General features: G+C 40.5%; 18 protein-coding genes. 4 read left to right on the forward strand and 14 right to left on the reverse strand.

The window, feature by feature from the left end:
* Window positions 1-10 precede the first annotated feature (10 nt).
* Window positions 11-562, forward strand: coding sequence for an aminodeoxychorismate/anthranilate synthase component II (locus tag HMPREF0671_RS10410; protein ID WP_084589766.1), 552 nt, complete (start codon window positions 11-13; stop codon window positions 560-562).
* Window positions 563-841: 279 nt separating this feature from the next.
* Entirely contained in the window at window positions 842-1,396 is a 555-nt protein-coding gene (locus tag HMPREF0671_RS10415; RefSeq protein WP_036900350.1) for a UpxY family transcription antiterminator, read from the forward strand.
* Window positions 1,397-1,437: 41 nt separating this feature from the next.
* On the opposite strand, the gene HMPREF0671_RS10420 is transcribed toward HMPREF0671_RS10415, so the two are convergent.
* The 14 genes from HMPREF0671_RS10420 to dnaN form a co-directional block, all read right to left on the reverse strand.
* Complete coding sequence (locus tag HMPREF0671_RS10420) at window positions 1,438-3,003, reverse strand: peptide chain release factor 3 (RefSeq protein ID WP_036900309.1); 1,566 nt, start codon at window positions 3,001-3,003, stop codon at window positions 1,438-1,440.
* Between the two features lie 72 nt (window positions 3,004-3,075).
* Complete coding sequence (locus HMPREF0671_RS10425) at window positions 3,076-3,624, reverse strand: DUF4924 family protein (protein ID WP_036900312.1); 549 nt, start codon at window positions 3,622-3,624, stop codon at window positions 3,076-3,078.
* A 2-nt stretch (window positions 3,625-3,626) separates the two neighbouring features.
* Window positions 3,627-4,298 (reverse strand): LysE family translocator, encoded by a 672-nt coding sequence (locus tag HMPREF0671_RS10430; RefSeq protein WP_036900315.1) that lies wholly within the window; start codon window positions 4,296-4,298, stop codon window positions 3,627-3,629.
* A 171-nt stretch (window positions 4,299-4,469) separates the two neighbouring features.
* Window positions 4,470-5,459, reverse strand: a complete 990-nt coding sequence (locus HMPREF0671_RS10435; protein WP_036900319.1) for an ROK family protein — start codon at window positions 5,457-5,459, stop codon at window positions 4,470-4,472.
* A gap of 156 nt (window positions 5,460-5,615) precedes the next feature.
* Entirely contained in the window at window positions 5,616-7,337 is a 1,722-nt protein-coding gene (locus HMPREF0671_RS10440; protein WP_036900354.1) for a chloride channel protein, read from the reverse strand.
* A gap of 92 nt (window positions 7,338-7,429) precedes the next feature.
* A complete protein-coding gene (locus HMPREF0671_RS10445) occupies window positions 7,430-7,999 on the reverse strand; it encodes an L-threonylcarbamoyladenylate synthase (protein WP_036900321.1) in 570 nt (189 codons plus the stop codon).
* 103 nt (window positions 8,000-8,102) lie between these two features.
* A complete protein-coding gene (gene fmt, locus HMPREF0671_RS10450; protein ID WP_036900324.1) occupies window positions 8,103-9,068 on the reverse strand; it encodes a methionyl-tRNA formyltransferase in 966 nt (321 codons plus the stop codon).
* A gap of 4 nt (window positions 9,069-9,072) precedes the next feature.
* A complete protein-coding gene (gene mltG, locus HMPREF0671_RS10455) occupies window positions 9,073-10,122 on the reverse strand; it encodes an endolytic transglycosylase MltG (RefSeq protein WP_036900326.1) in 1,050 nt (349 codons plus the stop codon).
* A 227-nt stretch (window positions 10,123-10,349) separates the two neighbouring features.
* Complete coding sequence (locus HMPREF0671_RS10460; protein ID WP_036900329.1) at window positions 10,350-12,020, reverse strand: tetratricopeptide repeat protein; 1,671 nt, start codon at window positions 12,018-12,020, stop codon at window positions 10,350-10,352.
* A gap of 14 nt (window positions 12,021-12,034) precedes the next feature.
* A complete protein-coding gene (gene recN, locus HMPREF0671_RS10465; RefSeq protein WP_036900331.1) occupies window positions 12,035-13,708 on the reverse strand; it encodes a DNA repair protein RecN in 1,674 nt (557 codons plus the stop codon).
* Window positions 13,709-13,724: 16 nt separating this feature from the next.
* Window positions 13,725-14,597 (reverse strand): DUF4835 family protein, encoded by an 873-nt coding sequence (locus HMPREF0671_RS10470; RefSeq protein WP_036900334.1) that lies wholly within the window; start codon window positions 14,595-14,597, stop codon window positions 13,725-13,727.
* A 44-nt stretch (window positions 14,598-14,641) separates the two neighbouring features.
* Window positions 14,642-15,841 carry a bifunctional phosphopantothenoylcysteine decarboxylase/phosphopantothenate--cysteine ligase CoaBC gene (gene coaBC, locus HMPREF0671_RS10475; RefSeq protein ID WP_036900337.1) on the reverse strand — a complete coding sequence of 400 codons (1,200 nt, stop codon included), beginning with the start codon at window positions 15,839-15,841 and terminating at the stop codon, window positions 14,642-14,644.
* 27 nt (window positions 15,842-15,868) lie between these two features.
* The gene (locus tag HMPREF0671_RS10480; RefSeq protein ID WP_036900341.1) at window positions 15,869-16,723 is read right to left on the reverse strand and encodes a 3'-5' exonuclease; all 855 of its coding nucleotides are present in this window, start codon (window positions 16,721-16,723) and stop codon (window positions 15,869-15,871) included.
* A 9-nt stretch (window positions 16,724-16,732) separates the two neighbouring features.
* Entirely contained in the window at window positions 16,733-17,857 is a 1,125-nt protein-coding gene (gene dnaN / locus HMPREF0671_RS10485; RefSeq protein WP_036900357.1) for a DNA polymerase III subunit beta, read from the reverse strand.
* Window positions 17,858-18,016: 159 nt separating this feature from the next.
* On the opposite strand from dnaN, the gene HMPREF0671_RS10490 reads away from it, so the two are divergent.
* Together HMPREF0671_RS10490 and pyk are read left to right on the forward strand one after the other, a co-directional pair.
* Window positions 18,017-18,415, forward strand: a complete 399-nt coding sequence (locus HMPREF0671_RS10490; protein WP_036900343.1) for a DUF3127 domain-containing protein — start codon at window positions 18,017-18,019, stop codon at window positions 18,413-18,415.
* Window positions 18,416-18,614: 199 nt separating this feature from the next.
* Window positions 18,615-20,075 (forward strand): pyruvate kinase, encoded by a 1,461-nt coding sequence (gene pyk / locus HMPREF0671_RS10495; RefSeq protein ID WP_036900347.1) that lies wholly within the window; start codon window positions 18,615-18,617, stop codon window positions 20,073-20,075.
* The last annotated feature ends 22 nt before the right edge of the window (window positions 20,076-20,097 follow it).

The raw sequence follows: 20,097 nt of genomic DNA on the forward strand, positions 1-20,097 counted from the left end.
GAATGTTGTAATCATAGATAATTATGATTCTTTTACCTATAACTTGGCTCATTTGGTAAGAGAATTTGGAGTAGAAGTTACTGTGTATCGTAGCGATCAATTTACATTGAAGCAGTTAGAACCTTTTGATAGAATTATACTTAGTCCGGGTCCGGGGCTTCCTAGTGAATCGGGATTGTTGTTGGATGTCATTAAAACTTATGCGGGACATAAACCTATATTCGGTGTTTGTCTAGGACATCAGGCTATAGGAGAAGTTTTTGGAGCGAAACTTATCAATCTACAACATGTGTATCATGGCGTTGCTACTGAGGGTACACAATTTGGTAATGACCCTATATTTACCGGATTACCTCGTCGTATGATGATGGGGCGCTACCATAGTTGGGTGGTTGATAAAGAGGAGTTTCCTAATTGTTTGGAAATTACTGCTGTAAGTGATGATGGGCAAATCATGGGCTTATGCCATAAGAACTATAATATTCATGGTATACAATTCCATCCTGAGTCTGTACTTACTCCTCAAGGACGTATTATTATGCAGAATTGGCTTCGTACTTAACTCTCCTTTTCACTACTTATAGTATAGATACCCTGTAGCAGTCCCTGCTATTGGGTATTTATTTTTATGCCTTTGTTATTTAGAAATAAATGTTTTCACGATAATTTCATGTTAGTTGTTCTACGAAACGAATCCATAAAAATGATTTTGTATAATAAGTTTTTAACTTTGTGCTTATAAAACTCTAAGAAAAATATTACTTTTGTATAACACAATTAGATTTATCTTCACATGTTACCAGATACTGAAACTATTGAATTAAAGGAAGTCTCTTTGCCTATGAAAGATGCGGAAGATATATTGCAAGATGATTTCCCTTGGTATGGCATTAAGCTTTATACCGTGAGACAGCAAGAAGTTGCAGATTATTTTGCTCAATTTCAATTAGAGACTTTTATTCCTCAGGAGTACGTTGATGTCGAAACAAGTGAGCATAAGATCAAGCAAGTTTTGCGTCCGGTAGTCCGGAATCTCCTGTTTCTAAAAAAATCTAAGGATGAAAAGGAGATAAGAGAAATTGTAACCAATTGTAATTATAAGATTTCTGTATTAACAAAGGGGCGTACTGATCGGGCGTATTATGAAATACCTGCTAAGCAGATGTTTGAGTTTCGCGTGATGTGTAATCCTCAAATCACTATGCGGAAATTCCTTAGTGAGAAAGAGGCACATCTGAAAGCTGGCTCGCGTGTAGTCGTGAAGTATGGTCCGATGAAAGGGCTTACCGGTCGATTGGTACGAAGTAGCAAGAAATATTATTTATTAAAAGAGGTACCGGGAATGGCCATCATGTTAAAAATATCTAGATGGTGCTGTGTGAGTTCGGAAAGTTAGTTAATGCATCTATAAAGCTAGATGCATTAACTAATATCCTGTTAGAACTCAGATGTGAAGTGGAATTTGATATGTTCAAAGTCTTGTTGAGCCATACTTAGTACATACCCGCTGTCGGCAAGGAAGACGTCTCGGCCTTCACGGTCTTTTGCCATATATTGGTATTTTCGTTTTTTGAAGTTTTCAAGTTCTGCTTCATTGTCACTTTCTATCCAGCAAGCCTTGTATAGATGTACTGGTTCCCAACGACATTTCGCATTATATTCATTCTCCAAACGATATTGGATGACTTCAAACTGTAGTTGTCCGACCGTTCCAATAATTTTTCTATTATTGAATTGGTTTACAAAGAGTTGGGCCACACCCTCATCCATTAATTGCTCAATACCTTTTTGAAGCTGCTTGCTCTTCATCGGATCTGCATTCTCTATGTACTTGAACATTTCCGGTGAAAAACTGGGTAAGCCTCGGAAATGGATTTGTTCGCCCTCGGTCAGGGTATCACCTATCTTAAAGATACCATTATCGGGGAGCCCGACAATATCTCCGGGATATGCTTCGTCAATCGTACTCTTGCGTTGAGCCATGAATTGGGTAGGAGAGGAGAACCGTACAGTCTTACCCAAACGGATATGTTGATAAGGTTGATTCCTTACAAACTTACCACTGCAAACTTTACAGAATGCGATACAACTGCGGTGATTAGGGTCAATATTTGCTGTAATCTTAAAGATAAAGCCTGAGAATTTCTCTTCTCCTGGTTTTACCTCACGCTCTTCGGCCATAGTAGGTTGTGGGCTGGGAGCGATTTTAACGAAACAATCTAGTAGCTCTTGAACTCCAAAATTATTCAAGGCAGAGCCAAAAAATACCGGTGCTACTTTGGCATGGCGATAATCCTCTATATTGAATTCCGGGTAAACACCATCCACTAATTCAAGGTCTTCACGCAATTGTGTTGCTTCCCTTTCGCCTACATGGTCGTCCAGTTCTTTGCTATTGACGTCAACTGTCACCTTTTCTGTGACGCGTTGCTTGTTTGGAGTGAATAGATTTAATTGTTGCTCATAAAGGTTGTACACGCCTTTGAAGCGGAGTCCTTGCCCTATAGGCCAACTAAGTGGGCGTACTTTTATCTGTAGTTCTTCCTCCAACTCGTCTAAGAGATCAAAGGCATCACGTCCCTCACGATCCATTTTGTTGATAAAGACGATGACAGGAGTATTGCGCATACGGCAAACTTCCATCAATTTACGTGTTTGAGTCTCCACACCTTTGGCAGAATCCACGACGATGATAGCAGAGTCTACTGCGGTTAAGGTACGGAATGTATCTTCGGCAAAGTCTTGGTGTCCCGGTGTATCAAGAATGTTAACCTTGTAGTCTTTATAATCAAACTCCATGACAGAAGTAGATACTGAAATACCACGCTGTTTTTCAATATCCATCCAGTCTGATGTTGCAGTTTTACGAATCTTATTACTTTTGACAGCTCCTGCTACCTGTATTTGTCCACCGAATAGTAGAAACTTCTCTGTTAAGGTTGTTTTACCGGCATCCGGGTGTGATATAATGGCAAAAGTTCGTCTTCTTTCTATCTCGTTCATTTATTAATTGTCATTAAGTTTTTTAATACCATCGGTCAAACTAACTTTCCTATAACGGATTTCTTTTTGAGTTTAATCGTCCTCAAATTTGAGTCCTTCCGTCCTATCTTTTATATAATAGTCGCTAAGCATACCAATGAAAGTTGTAATTTCTTTGATGGCATTGCTAGTCTCAGGAGTAATGGCTTTTTTTTGTAGTCTTAGTAGCATTACCCCATAGAGTGCATCCATACATGTCTCAATCTCATTAAGTTCTTTATCTCCCTTGTTTCGGAGTTCAACAATGAAAGGAAGTACTTTATAATATTCCGAGGTGTAGAATGGAAATTTGGTACTTTCGAGTAGCATGGCATGTAAATCGGCCATGTCTTTCAGCAATATAGTATTGATGTTCAGATGCCCTTTTTCGCGTTTTCCTTCTTCATTCATCATGCGAATAAGGTTCCCATACCAATCTGCCATTTCTTCTTTTTGCTCATCTGTATATTGAAATTTATCAATATATTCATGTCTGATTCTGCTCAGACTATTTCCATATGCACGAATCAGGTCTTCCACCTGCCACATGTATAATAAGTATTCGGCAATGGACTTCTTTCTTAATTCTTTAGCTATATACATATTTATAATCCCGGTATATGGTACAGGTTGAAAATAGTTCCTATCAAGAATACGATAGAAAAAATAATTACTACCCCTCCAATTACTTTGTTGATAATTAATATGCCGTTATTATCAAATTTATTTCTAATTTTGTCAATGAGCCAAGTCAATCCAAACCACCACAACAATGCTCCTGCCATGATGCTGATGAACCCTATACACATCTCGAAAGGATGGTTAGGTATCACAAATGTCAGCAATGCAAACAAGAACATAAAGATGAATATAATCAGCGGATTGGAGAATGTGACGAAGAATGCGGTTAATCCGTTATGCCATAGAGACCCCTTAGATTTGCTACTACTATGTATATTGCGTGTAGGGTTACTGCGGAAACAGTAAAGGCCAAATATTAATAGCATGACGCTACTAGAGATTTGTAACCAATATTTATGATGTGGATTAGTTATAAGGTTCATGACGAAACTCATACCTAATCCTGTAAATAGAGCATAAATAATATCGCTTACAGCAGCACCAATTCCGGTCACAAAGCCATACCAGCGCCCTTTGTTCAAGGTGCGTTGTACACAGAGGATTCCTACCGGTCCCATTGGAGCCGAAGCAAAGATTCCGATTAGGATTCCTTTAAGCACCAAGTCAATGATATCTATATGGAATGGAAATGGCATAATTGTTGCAAAGTTAGTGCAAATCGTATGAAATGCAAAATAATTCCCGATTTATTTTGTAAGTGTTAATATGCTTAGACAGTATGGGAGAACTGTATTTTAACAGTTCTCCCATATCATAGATAGCTCAATAGAGTCTTTATGTATTACATGTGTGACTCTATGTTGATTTTAGTTGTTTGTGTCTGTTATATCCCAACCTACGGCACTGGCTCCCAATACTGCTGCTGAGCTACCCTCTAGCCCGCTAATAAGAAATTTAGCCTTGTCTTTGTAGATTTTCAAAACATGCTCGTTATAACTCTTGATTAGTGGATCCATAAGCAAATCACCAGCCTTTGTCAAACCACCGAAGAAGATAAATGCTTCGGGTGAGGAGAATGCTGTGAAGTTTGCACATGCTTCTCCTAAGAGTTTTCCTGTGAAATCGTATATGTCGAGCGCTAGCTTATCACCCTTGCTAGCCGCAATACTTACGTCAAGGCTGGTGATATCTTCCGCTTTCATATCGCGCAATAAAGACGGTTCATCGCTGTTTGCCAAGAACTCACGTGCAGTACGAGCTACACCGGTAGCAGAACAATATGCTTCCAAGCAGCCGTTTCGACCGCATCCACATGAGCGTCCATCAGCGGGACGAACGACTACGTGCCCCAACTCGCCTGCGAAACCATCGCTTCCGTATACCAATTGTCCATTGACAACGATACCTGAGCCTACTCCTGTACCCAATGTGATGACAATGAAGTTTTTCATTCCACGAGCTACCCCGTATGTCATTTCGCCGATTGCTGCAGCATTGGCGTCATTGGTGAGTGCTACCGGTATTCCTAATTTTTTACTGAATAAGTCTGCAAGAGGTACGATACCGCTGTTTCCCCATGAGAGGTTGGGAGCAAATTCAATAGTTCCCTTATAGAAATTGCCATTAGGTGCTCCGATACCCATAGCTTTTATCTTGTTGATACCGCCAACTTGTTCGATGATAATGTGCAAAGCTTCCACAGATGCATCTACATAATCATAGACATTATCATAGCCTTGAGTCTTAATAGCAGTTGTAGCCTTGATTTCACCGCGACTGTCCACAATGCCAAAAACAGAGTTTGTGCCACCTAGGTCTAGTCCTATTACATAAGGCTTTAATTCTTGAGATTCCATTTGTTTGTTATTTAAAGTTAGTATTTATTCTGATTTTGTTTTTTAGGTTGAACCTTGATAGTGGTTCTAGCGAATACTTTTAGTAGCCTTTCTGTTAGCAAAGTTATTAAAATAATGTAGAAACACAAATTTTCTTTGTGAATTTTAGCATAATTACTATTCCGAAGAGAAGTCGGAAACCATTTTCCTGTACATGCTATACATGCGTGTACGCGATACGTAACCAATCAATCTGCCCGAAATATCTACGACAGCCAAGAAGTTACTATTGGTCTTTTCAAACTTCTGCATCACATCTACCATCTTATCGCCCGTACTCAAAGTCGTTGAAACCGGTGTCATAATCTGCCTTACGGTAAAGCGATTATAAAGTTCCGTGCGGAACATGATGTGACGTATTTTGGTAATATCGACTTCTCCTAATAGTGTTCCTGCACTATCAAGCACAGGGAGGAAGCTAGTATGACTCTTACTGATGAAGTTGATAAGTTTTCCTAACGGCATGTCTTGGTCTACTGATGTGAACTGCCGATCAATAATACTATCTAAGCTCATCAGAGTCAGTACGGCTCTATCAGTATGGTGAGTGATGAGTTTACCCTCACGTGCCAGACGCATACCATAGATACTATGTTGTTCAAATATGTTGATAGTAAGATAAGCGCTGATGCATACTATCATCAAGGGCATTAGTAATTTATAGCCACCAGTTATCTCTGCGATCAGAAACATACCTGTAAGAGGGGCTTGCATAACGCCGGCCATGACACCAGCCATACCCATTAAGGCAAAGTTTTTTTCAGGAACGTAGATACCAATATTGTATAAATTCCACACGCGTGCAAAGAAAAAGCCGGCAAATCCACCGATGAATAGTGAAGGAGCAAAGGTTCCTCCACATCCCCCCGCGCCGTTAGTGGCTGAGGTGGCAAATACCTTTGTCAATAAGACAAGACCAATATAGACTACTAATAAATTGCTGTGTCCGGCAAAAAGCGAGCCATTCATCACTTGATCCCAGTCTGTCTGCGTACGTCCATCTAACAAATAGTTGATGGCATCCCATCCTTCACCATAGAGCGAAGGGAATAAGAAAATGAGAGAACTAAGAATCAGCCCCCCCATAATCAGTTTGACATATGGGCGTTTGTTCATCTTTGCGAATATATTTTCGCAGGCGGTCATGGTTCGCATGAAGTAGAGTCCGACGATACCACAGAATAATCCTAGCAAGATACATTCCGGTAGCCGCTCTATTACCCATGAGTTATCGAGCTGAAAATCGAATAGGCTTTTGCTACCAACAAATATATAAGAGAAGCAGGTTGCCGTGACGCAACTGATTAGGATGGGGAGTAGGGAGGCCATAGTGAGGTCTACCATGAGTACCTCCAATGTGAATACAAGACCGGCAATAGGAGCTTTATAGATGCCGGCAATGGCTCCGGCCGCACCACAGCCCACTAATAACATGAGGGTGCGATTGTCCATTCGGAACAATTTGCCAAGATTGGATCCTATGGCTGACCCTGTGAGAACAATAGGTGCCTCTGCACCGACAGAACCACCAAATCCGATGGTGATACCGGAGGCGATGACCGACGACCAACAGTTATGGCTTCGTAACCGGGATTGTTTGGTGGAGATAGCATAAAGCACACGAGTAATACCGTGAGAAATGTTATCTTTCACCACATGGCGGACAAATAGAGATGTAAAATAAATACCGATGACAGGAAATAAAAGGTAGAGCCAGTTGTATGTGTCCTGTGCAAAACCTGCTGTCAGCAGTTGTTGTATTTGTCTAATGATGAAATGGAGGATGTATCCTGCCACAGATGCAAAGAAGCCAATGGCAAAAGATAGGATAAGTACCATCTTTCGGGTATCTATATGAGATTCCCGCCAGTTGGTAAGTTTGTCTATCAACGTGTTTGGTTGTATATCTTTAGCCGCTTCCATGTTTAATCCTATTTTCTGATAATTGTCACCTCACCGTTTTTAGTGAGCTTGATAATAGAACTAGGGGTATGCGGTTTGTGTTCTTGTCTTCTAGTCGAACATACATAGTCTACCGAATCTAAGAGCTCTTGACTTATATCACAGTAGTTGGCGGCAGCAGGTTCACCGCTTATATTTGCACTAGTACTTACCAACGGCTTCTGAAAACGGAAGCAAAGCTCGCGTGAGAATGCTTCTTTGGTGATGCGCAATGCAATGCTACCATCCTCTGCAATTAGGTTAGGAGCGAGGTTTACGGCTTCGTCAAGAATGACTGTGGTGGGTTTGGTTGCCAAATCGAACAAGTCCCACGCCACATTTGGTACATTCCTTACGTATCTTTGCAGTCTTGCGTCAGAATCGACTAGGCAGATAAGTGCTTTAGAATCATCGCGACGTTTAATCTTATATACTTTAGCTACAGCCTCTGCATTGGTGGCATCGCATCCGATTCCCCATACTGTATCGGTTGGATATAAAATGACTCCACCCGATTTCAGGCATTCAATAGCATTCTTTATGTCTTCTGCTTGTGTCATATTGAGTTTTCATAAAGTACCCGCAGGTATCTGTTTCTTAATGAATTGGATTGCGAAGATAGCATAAAATCCGGAAAAAGCCAAGAAGATTACTGCAAATCCGTTATAATCTTATTCCGTTGATAAAGTCAGATGATTTCATGCGCTTCTTCCCTGCAAGCTGCAATTCTGTGATTTCAAGCCATTCGCCAAGGCAAGCTATATAGAGATGCTTGCTGTCTGAAGCCCACAACTCTCCGGGAGAGGCCTCTGTCTTTAAGCCTGTTTTACGACTCTTGAATATCTTTAGAATACTTTTTCCTTTGCTGGGGAGCTCTATCTCTGTCCATGTGCCGGGATAAGGGCTAAGTCCACGAATGAAGTCGTATACTTTTTTTGCCGGCTGTTGCCAATTGATCTCGCATGTATCCTTAAAAATCTTGGGTGCAGATTTGAGTTCTTTAATGCCGGCTTCAACAGCAAAAGTTTCTTGGTCGGTCGTCGTCAATTCTCCATTCGATTCCAGTATCAGGTTGATTGTCTCGATAGCTGCATCTGCTCCTAAGTGCATTAAGCCGTCGTATACATATTCCACGTCGGCTTCATCGGGTATCTCGAATTGCTTTTGCATGATGATACGGCCGGTATCAATGTCTTTGTCAAGAAAGAATGTGGTCACTCCGGTTTGTGTCTCGCCATTGATAACAGCCCAATTGATAGGAGCTGCCCCTCGGTATTGGGGTAATAGGGCTGCATGGACATTAAAAGTTCCAAACCGCGGCATATCCCATACCACTTCCGGAAGCATACGGAAGGCTACTACCACCTGCAAGTCGGCTTGATAGGAACGTAGCTGTTCTACAAATTCTGGGTCTTTCATTTTGATCGGTTGTAGTACCGGTAAATTGTGAGCCATGGCATATTGCTTCACCATAGAGGCTTGTAGCTGGTCTTGGTGTCTACCTACAGGCTTGTCGGGTTGTGTCACTACAGCCACGACATTATATCCTCCTTTGACGAGTTTGCGTAGGGATTCTACAGCAAACTCTGGAGTTCCCATGAATATAATGCGTAAGTCTTTCTTGTCCATCTTCTTATTTAATTCCTCTTTCGTTCAATGCTTTAGCATATTTTGCAGCATTTTGCAAATGCTCTTGATAGGTTACGGCGAAATTGTGGGTACCGCTGAAGTCTTCCTTTGCACACATATATAGGTATCTATGATGCACATAGTTGAGTACGGCATCGATTCCTGCTATACTTGGAATCCTAATCGGGCCGGGAGGTAGGCCTGTGTTGGTATAAGTATTATACGGGCTGTGGATATAGAGAAGGTTGTTATAGATACGATGTAAGTCGAATTTCTTCCATGCGAATTTGATAGTTGGGTCTGCTTGTAGTGGCATTCCCTGTGGATACTCTGCATCCCTGAACATCAGTCGGTTATAGTACATGCCTGCAATCATCGGTTTTTCTGCATCATTAGCAGTCTCTTCGTCTATGATACTTGCTAAAGTGCTAACCTCATTTGGGGATAATTTCATAGCTTTGGCTTTCTGTTGGCGCTCGCTATTCCAAAATTTCCGGTTCTCTTTTTGCATCTTTAAGAGAAACTTATCGATGTTCGTATCCCAATAAACATCATAGGTATTAGGTATGAACATACCTGCGATGGTGGTCGTATCGTAACCATGTTTTTGGCATACAGACTCATTGCTTAGAGCATTCATGATAGTGGCGCTGTCCAGCATGAGTTTCTTGCTGATTTCGGCAGATAGTCTACCAAGCGTACGAACGCTAGGGATGGTCAAACTTACCGGTGTTTGAAGTCCGTTTTTGATATGGCGGAACACTTTGAAAGCACCTTCTCCGGGTCTAACGGCATATTGTCCGGTCTTAATATGTTTCGGATATGAACTATGTCGGACAAGTGTACGGAAGCCTGTCATACCATGCTCCGAGGCAATGGGAGTGAGTTTTGTATAGACAGAGTCTATATTGTCGTCGGTGTCAATATATACATACTTCACATCATTGTTGTCGATAGAGAACGATGAAAAGAAATAATAATAGAGAAGGCCAATGATAACAACAAGACAACCAATGGCTGGAATAATGTATTTCCTTTTTAAATCTTTCTTCATATGATGATATTAAAAGTTGTTGCAAAGGTAGTAAAAAACTTCGAATGGATGTATGTGCTTACTACCTTTATCGTTATTATTTTACTGCATGGGCGTATCAGTAATTTTGCATTGCCTCTTCAGTAAAACTGCAAGGGCTTAACACGAATAGTGAAAAGCCCTTGCAGCAATATGATAATAATGGATTGGTATACCTATATAATCATTCTGTGTTGACGATATGGGTTTTATAGTTTTTTGAGATATTCTTCTGCACGTGTATCTCCCAATTCTTTGGCTTTCTGTAATGCCTTCTTTGCCTCTTCCTTTTGGTTGCGTTCTTTTTGGGCTAATCCTAAGAGCAGCCATCCATCTGAGAATTCCGGTGCAAGAATAGTACATCTTCTAGCGGTCTCAAAGGCATCATCAAATCGTCTGACACGCAATTGAAGTGATGACATTTCTGCATAATAGGTAGGCTCCTGTGGATTCAATATCAAGGCTCTGGCAATGTCTGTAAGTGCCTGTTGGTATTGTCTGATTTGCAATTCGCATTTATAGCGAGTGTAATAGAAGAAATGATCTACGCGTCCGAGCATCAATGTGTCGTACTGATTATAGTCGGCAAGTGCTTTACGCCATTCCTTGTTCTCGTCGTAAGCATAAGCTCTGGCTAAGATGTAAGGGGCTGCCACACTTGTCAGAGGGCGAGGGCAGACTGCAATAGCGCTATCAAGCAATGCCATAATCTCTGTTTGTGGAGCCTTCAGTTGCTGCTTACATTGAGCTGCTTCGTAAAAGAGCTCGCCATTTCTGAGCGAAGTTTTTGTCAAATCCATGAATTGTTTGTAGGCCTCTTTGTATTCTCCCTTGGCATAAACGATTTGTGCAATTTGGTGTTGGTAGATAGGCGAGGGATTAATCTTGTAAGCCTCTTGTGCTTCAGTCATGGCTTTGTCCATACTCCATGCAGGATAAGCGTCTTGACCATGGTATATTTCTTTTTGGAATATCACCTTTGCATAATTGGAGTGCGCCTCGTCTTTCTTCGTACAATTAGCAATAGATTGAGCCATAAGCTTGTCTGCCTGTTCGTATTTGTTTGCTCCGACCAACATCAAAGCTTTGGTAGAGTAACCTTCCGGTGATTTTGGAAAAGCTTGGATATAGTCGTCTACATATTGGGCATGGGTGAGAGAGTCGCATTGCTCGGTCGACATCATCAGCATTAATAGTGCCTGTTGCTCGTCTGTAGGAAGTATGGCGCGTATCCCTGTGGTCTTGAGGATGGGGTCGCTAAGCGATAACCCGGTTGTTTTGAACTCATTCACTAAACGTACGTCTGTAGCATGGACAGTTGTACCATCGGCAGATAATTGGGCAATGCCGATGATTTGACCATTAGAATTGCAGATAGGAGCACCGATAGCAGATTCAGCAATCGTTTTATCAAAGACGTAATAATTGAATGTCTGATTGAATTTCTCAACCTTGGCAACGGCTAATGGGGTGGTAGCATTGGCTTTTATAGAGTAGTCAACAAGGAATGTCTTTGCTCCGGTACAGGCTGGAGTCTGTGCAAGTGGAGCTGGGGTTGAGCTGGTTCCAGCGCGGAATTTGCAAATATCGTAGAGTTCATTGGCTCCCCACATACCTGTAACCGGGTATTTATTGCCGTTTCCATCGACAATAACCGCACTTGCTGCACCTTTGAAAGGAGTCAGTAGACTAACGGCTTCTCCCTTGTTTCCGATGAAGAAACCTTTGCTGGAAGCATGTATGGAACCATCTTTGTTGAAAGTAGTCAGAGTAAATACTGATTTCGTAACATTTTTAATGTTACTAGATTGAGCATACCCTTGAACCATGCTCAATAATAGTAATGCTAGAATTGTGATGTGATAACGTATGTTTGTCATAATTGATAATTTTTCTATTTGGTTGTTTTATGGTCGAGTAATGCTCTTGCATTGCTGATAGCCTCTTTTGTAACGCTGCTGCCACTGAGCATTTGTGCGATTTCTTGCACTCTCTCCTCATCGGAAAGTAATATCATTCGACTTTCGGTTTCTTCTTCTGTGTCGTTCTTAGATACTTTATAGTGATGAGTACCCAATGCTGCAATTTGTGGAAGGTGAGTTATACTGATGACTTGGCGACCATTCATACCCATTTCGTTCATTATTTTAGCCATTTGTTCGGCAACTCTTCCACTGATTCCGGTATCCACTTCATCAAAAATAATTGTAGGTAATTTAATGGCACCACTAATCATTGCTTTGAGTGAAAACATGACTCTAGCAATTTCACCACCTGATGCTACTTGGCTAATGGGTTGGAGTGGAGTGTTCTTGTTGGCGCTGAAGAGAAATGATACTTTGTCGCAGCCATCGGAAGATAGTTCTTTCTGTTTGATAGAAACTTCAAACTTAATATTAGGAATGCCCATAGGGATGAGCCTAGTATGCATTTCTTCTTCTGTTAACTTTGAAGCTCTAGCCCTTGATTTAGAGAGAATTAAAGCTTTTTTGTTGCACTCTTTCTCTAAGAGTATAATCTGCTGGTTGAGTTCTGAGAGTTTCTCATCGTAGTCTCCGATTTCATTGAGCTGTGTAGCAATGGAATCGCGCTCATGCATTAATTCCTCTATAGACTCGACGTGGAACTTTTGTTGGAGCGAGTATATCGTATCTAGGCGCTGATTGAGTCTCTCTTGGAGTTGAGGATCAAACTCGATGGAATCGGCCTTTCCTGATATTTCTTGCGCAATATCTTTGACTTCTATGTGTAATTGGTCTAGTCTTTCTGCCAAGACTTTGGCATCTGCATGGTAGTTTTCGATGGAATGGAGGTTTTCTGAAGCATTTCTGATGTGTTGTATGATTCCATTGTCATCCCCAGACAGCAGATCATCGGTCTTGTAATAAGCAGCTTTAATACTTTCTGCATGTTCAATCTGAGCAATTTCTTGCTCAAGAGTTTCTTGTTCGTTGGTATCGTTGAGATTGGCATCGGAAAGTTCTTGAAGTCTGAATTGCAGATAATCTTGATTTTCTTTGTCTTTCTCTATATTCTCAGACAACTCTTTAAGTTGCTGTTGCAGAGCCTTTAATTGTTTATAGCTGTTTTGGTAGTCGGCTAATTCCTTGGTATTGTTTGCCAAGATGTCAATTACCTGCAATTGGAAATCTTCTTTTTGTAATAACAGGTTCTGATGTTGGCTGTGTATATCAAGAAGATTTTCTCCAAGTTCCTTGGTAATAGAAAGGGGAACAGGAGTATCATTGATGAATGCACGGCTCTTTCCTGTTACATTGATTTCGCGACGAATGATACAGTCTTGTGCTTCATAGTCAATGTCATTCGCTTGGAAGAATGATTCTAATGAATAGCCTGATAGGTCGAAATGGGCTTCTATGATGCATTTATTGGAACCGGGTTTGACAGATTTACAGTCTGCCCTTTGACCTAAAAGTAGGCCTATAGCTCCAAGAATGATACTCTTTCCGGCACCGGTCTCACCCGTTATCACAGAAAATCCGGGAAAGAAGTCAATGCTCATTTCCTTGATTATTGTGAAGCTTTTGATATGTAATTGTCTTAACATAATGCTAGTGAGGTTTTTATCTTAATATTTTTTCCCAAGAAGTATTTTGACTTGCATTGATTCGAATAAGTAAATCGTAGATAGCTTGTTTTTCTTTTTTTGTTCCTTGAGAATGATAGATGTTTACTAATTCGTCTTTCTTAAAGTCAGTCCAAATCTGTGGGAGCACGCTAAGAGGCTTGTTCTCATGTGCTTTTTTCAAATTACTCTCTAATGATTTGGTGATATTAGCTCTACCTCTGGCAGTATTTGTTTGCATTTCATCAAGCCCTGTACGATAGTAATCGTATTGCAGTTGGCGCAATGGTTTCATACCTTCATCTAGATAATCATTGATGATGGCAAATCTGTTTCTAGAGTCTTCGAAACTTTTCCAACCAGTGAAACTTAGGCTCTGTGCATTGTTGACCAACGTAAAGCATCTTTGTAGAATTTCTTCTCCGCCCATAGGAGCAAATGTATCTTGGTTGGTTCCGATAATGAGAAGAGCATAGTAGGCTAAGAGGGCAGTCAACTGGTTGTCTATGGTAGCCTCTGTAAAGTTCAATTGGTCGAACTGGGAAAAATCAAAGTTGAAGTTATTATCGGTATTATTGTATATGGTTGTAGTATAAGCAGAGTTGTATACAGGTCTGTTGGCTTGTATAATAGCCCTTGCAGTCATTTGGTTATTGTCCTTATCATACTTTGTGATGGTGATATTGAAGGAACAATTGATTCGTTCGTTCTTTTGGAAAATAAGTGAGGTCCATTGCCTGTCATTGAGAAATTGCTCAATAGACTTCTGTAAACTCGTGAATACAGACTCGTCAGTACCTTGTATCTGTGAATGATTGATGGCGACTTTTGCTAATAATTCCTGCCCATGTCCAATAGAAAATTGTAACATGAGGTATAAAAAAAAGAAAAGAAACTTAGCAAAAAACTTCATAACTACAAGTTTTCTTTATAACCTTCTAATGCATCAACAATATCTTTTGCAACGTCTTTCTTGCTTTTCTTTCCGAAGGCTTTGCGCTCACCGTTGCGATAGATGATAGTGATTTGGTTGTCATCACTTTGAAATGTAGTACCGGGAATTTGGGTGGAATTCATCACAATGAAGTTCGCATTCTTCTTGTTAAGTTTTTTAGTCGCATTTTCTAGCTCATGGTCGGTTTCTAAAGCAAATGCTACTAACAGCTGCTCAGGCTTCTTGGCTTTACCCAAAGAGGCTGCAATATCTTTTGTTGGAATCAAGGATAATTCAAGGTTATCACCAGTTCGTTTGATTTTAGAATCATTTTGCTTACCAAAGGTGAAGTCTGCGACAGCGGCGCTCAGTATGGTTACATCTGATTCCGGAAAATGTTTAGTGGTTTGTTCGTACATTTGCCCTGCGCTCTCAACGTCTATCCTGTGGACATTTTTGGGGGTAGGGAGGTGTACCGGCCCAGCAATGAGTGTGACATCAGCTCCTCTAGATGCACACTCTGCAGCAATAGCAAATCCCATTTTTCCCGAAGAATAGTTGCCAATGAATCTGACCGGATCTATCTTTTCAAATGTAGGACCAGCGGTGATAAGTACTTTCTTTTTGAAAGTAGACTGATGTTGGAAATACTGTTCAACTGCTTTTACTATGATTTCAGGATCTGCCATACGGCCTTTTCCTTCCAGTCCACTTGCTAGAAAGCCTGATTGAGGGTCAATAATGGTATTTCCGTAGCCTTGAAGGGTTGCTAAGTTCTGCTGTGTGGAAGGATGTGCAAACATATCTAAGTCCATGGCCGGAGCAACGAAGATTTTCGCTTTCATGCTTAAATAGGTAGTGATAAGCATGTTGTCGGCAACTCCATGAGCCATCTTCCCAATGGTAGAGGCCGTACATGGAGCAATAATCATGCAGTCTGCCCATAATCCGAGATCTACATGAGAATTCCATGTACCGTCTCTTTGGGAGAAAAATTCACTGATAGTAGGCTTTCTTGTTAAAGTAGAAAGTGTTAAAGGAGTGATAAACTCTTTGCCCGCAGGCGTTATAACAACTTGAACTTCTGCGCCAGCTTTGATAAGTAAGCGAATGAGAGAACAAGCCTTGTATGCAGCTATGCTCCCAGTAATACCTAAAACGATATGTTTGCCTTTCAACATCGGAAATCTATGATTATGGTTCGATTGTTATCTGTTGTTGAATTCTCTTAGTCTGATACGTGTGAGAATTTGCTTTGTATTGTTGGTAAAATCACCAGCAAGCATCCAACTATAATATCCCGGATCGCGTTTTAAAACGTCTGCCACTGGTATTCCTTTGTACTTGCCAAAGTTGAAGACTTCAATAAATTGCTCTTTTCCATCTTTATCGGTAACGGGAGCACCATCTTTGTTTAAGATCGGTTTCCAAATAATACGTCCTGCAAAGTCTACATTGGCATTCATTTTAGAGAATTCAGCCAATGCATCCATATCGTTTGGCAATATTCTTTCGGATGCGGATTGGTTCTCAGGGGAGTACATCGCTAATTCACCGAGTAGAACTCGATAAGTAGCTTCGGTATCTTGATCGGCTCGATGAGCTTCAAAATCATCCTCCATCTTTCTACCACAGTAGAATTCATAGGCTGCTGCGAGGTTTCTACGTTCCATTTTGTGGAAGATAGTCTGGATGTCAATGAGTTTGGATTTGGAGAAATCAAAGTCAACTCCCGCACGAAGGAACTCTTCGGAAAGCATGGGGACGTCGAAACGATTAGAATTGAAGCCAGCAAAATCGCAACCTTTAAAATCTTCATAGAGCTTGGGAGATAACTCTTTGAACGAAGGAGCATCGGCAACACTTTCGTTGGTGATACCTGTCAAGGCTGACACCTCCTGTGGAATGGGCTGGCCGGGATTAACTTTGTAGTCGCCACGGATTTCAGTACCGTCGGGTAAGACTTTGATATATGATATTTGTATGATACGGTCTTTAACCAGATCAAGCCCCGTAGACTCCAAATCGAAGACTACTAAGGGCTTTTTTAAGTTGAGTTTCATTTGAAAAAATTAATCGTTCAGAAGCATTGGCATAATCAGCATGAGGATATTTTGATTTTCCGGTTGCTGAGTAGGAATAACTATACCGGCACGACTAGGATCTGCCAATAAGATATCTACTTCTTCACTTTCCATGTTGTTGAGGATTTCCTGCATAGAACTTCCTTTGAAACCAATGCTGATAATAGAGGAATCGTAATCACATACGATTTCTTCCTTAGCACTGGTAGCGAAGTCTACATCCTCTGAACTCAGGCGTAGTTTGCCACTTTCAAGATGGAAGCGAACCAATTGGCTGCTTTCACTAGCAAATGGGAGAACACGACGGAGGGCTCCTATGAGAATTTTTCTGTCGATAGTTAGCTTGTTTGGATTATTTCTAGGGATGACAGAGTTGTAATTTGGATATTTTCCCTCAATTAATCTACATGTGAGCACTGTGTTGCTTGTTGTAAATTCTGCAGTTCTAGCATTGAATTTAATGATGACCTCTGTATCATCCTTGACGAGAATTCCCTTCAAAAGCATTGCAGGCTTCTTGGGAAGAATGAATGAGGCTGGTGTTGAGTTCTTGATATTTAGTATCTGGTTGCTCACAAGTTTATGCCCATCACTGGCAACAATGGCTAGATTTTCGTTTGTCAGATCAAAATAGATACCGCTCATTACCGGCCTTAATTCGTCTTGTCCTGTGGCAAAAATAGAACGAGAAACATTGTCTAATAGGACGGCTGCCGGTATGGTGATAACGGTTACATCGTCTGTAATAGAAGTATTTTTGGGATACTCGTTAGCATTTTGTGCAGTAAAGTTGTAAACACCATTTTGATATATAATCTGCACAGAATATGAATTGGTATCAATTTCGAAAGTTAGTGGCTGTTCTGGAAGTTCCTTGACGGCATCCAATAAGGTTCTACTAGGTACTGCAAAAACTCCATTTTGATCAGCCTCATCTAGTGAGAGGGTTGATTTGATGACATTCTCACTGTCAGATGCTGTGACAGATAATTCGTTCCCAGACACTTCGAACAGGAAGCAATCTAGTATGGGCAATGTATTTTTATTATTAATTACTTTTGCCAATGACTGCAGTCTATTATTGAGCAAGCTGCTAGAAATCGTAAATCTCATTAGTATGTTGTTTAAAATTATTAATCTGATTTTCCGTTGCACAAAAATACGAAAAACCATTGTCACCAGCAAAAAAAACGTATGAAATGTTCTCTTTTTAGAACTATTTTAGTAATTTCGCAAACTACAAAGTTATCAATAGTATTAAATAAAAATATAATGGAGTTACAAGGAAAAGTTATTGCAGTACTTCCTGAGCGTAGTGGCGTCTCTGCCCGTGGTGAATGGAAATCCCAGAGTTTTGTAATTGAAACACATGAGGCTTATCCACATAAAATGGTATTTGATGTTTTTGGTGCAGAACGTCTACAGAGATTCAATATTCAAGTAGGACAAGAGATTTCAGTGTCTTTCGATATTGATGCACATGAGTACAATGGACGTTGGTTTAATAATATCCGTGCTTTTGATGTGAGGCCGGTAGACCCGGCTTCCATTGGTATGGCACCTGCTGCAGCTCCGGTTGGAACATTCGGTAATACACCGATTCCGACACAATCTGCTGTACCTACAGCCCCTGCTATGGATGATGGGCAGGATAGCGATTTGCCATTCTAGCGCCTATCTCATAGGATAGACTCCCCTCTGTCACTTGTTAGGAGTGATAGAGGGGAGTCTTGTTTTTTTATTGATGATATTAATGTTTTAACATAATGGACTGTAGATTTATAACAAAATCATTATTTTTATATTTTTGCTATTCGTGTTTTTAGTTTGAATTCCGTAACTTTGCAATATTAAATAAATCGCTAGCAATATGAAACAAACTAAGATAGTAGCTTCAATCAGCGATCGCAGATGTGATCAGGATTTTATTAGAAAGCTTTTTTTTGCGGGGATGAATGTGGCACGTATTAATACAGCCCATGCAACTCCTGATGGTATCCGCACTATTGTCAAGAATATCCGTGCTGTATCACCTCATATAGGTATTATGATTGATACGAAAGGACCGGAGATTAGAACGACAGCAGTGGAGTCTCCTATATCATATAAGACAGGAGATGTAGTAAAAATATTCGGTCGTCCGGGAATGGATACTTCTCATGACATTATCAATTTAAGTTATTCTGACATCTGCAAGGATGTGAAAGTAAACGATCATTTGTTATTTGATGATGGTGAGTTGGATATAAAAATATTCGAGAATGTAGGTCCGATGCTTGTTGGTCAAGTACAGAATGATGGAACACTTGGGGCACGAAAAAGTGTCAACGTACCGGGTGAGCATATTGATTTGCCTGCTATTACTGAGAAAGATGAGCAGAATATTCTTTTGGCAATAGAACTTGATATTGATTTTATAGCCCATTCTTTTGTTCGTAATGCTGCGGATATTAAGGCTGTACAAACTATTTTGGATGAACATAATAGTGACGTCAAGATTATTTCTAAAATTGAAAACCAAGAAGGTGTAGATAATATTGATGAAATTATAGACGCTTCTTATGGTATTATGGTGGCCAGAGGAGATTTAGGTATAGAAGTTCCTATAGAGCGTATTCCGGGTATTCAGCGTCAAATTATACGCAAATGTATTTTGAAAAAGAGGCCTGTGATTGTAGCGACTCAGATGCTTCATACGATGATTAACAATCCTCGTCCAACAAGAGCGGAAGTGACTGATATTGCAAATGCCATTTATTATCGTACTGATGCATTGATGTTAAGTGGTGAGACCGCTAGTGGAAAATATCCGGTAGAGGCTGTTCAGACGATGGCAAGAATCGCAGAACAGGCAGAAAGAGACAAACAACGTGAGAATGATATTGAAATTCCTATTAATGTAGGGTGTGACCAACGAGAGTTCTTGGCACATGCTGCGATAGAATCGACAGTTCAATTAGGTGTACAGGGAATTATTACAGACAGTGAAACTGGTCAGACGGCACGTAATCTTGCTGCCTTTAGAGGACCGGTTCCAGTGCTTGCTATCTGTTATAAGGAAAAGACGCAGCGTTGGCTTAATCTAAGTTATGGCGTAATACCTATTTATCAGAAGGAGCATGTATCTTCACAGTATATGTTTTTTGCAGCATTGAGAATGTTGAGACAGAAGGGGTATATCAATCTAGAGGACAAAATTGCCTATCTAAGTGGTTCTTTTGGTGAAGGCGGAGGTACTACTTTCTTGGAAATTAATACTGTTAATAAGGTGTTTGATCAAAGATATCAGTTCCATTTACCCGGTGAAGTAGAGCGTGTAGAGCAGAATTAATCTGCTTAATATAACAAATAAG

The organism is Prevotella sp. S7 MS 2, assembly GCF_000762865.1.
In the GTDB taxonomy this organism is placed as follows: domain Bacteria; phylum Bacteroidota; class Bacteroidia; order Bacteroidales; family Bacteroidaceae; genus Prevotella.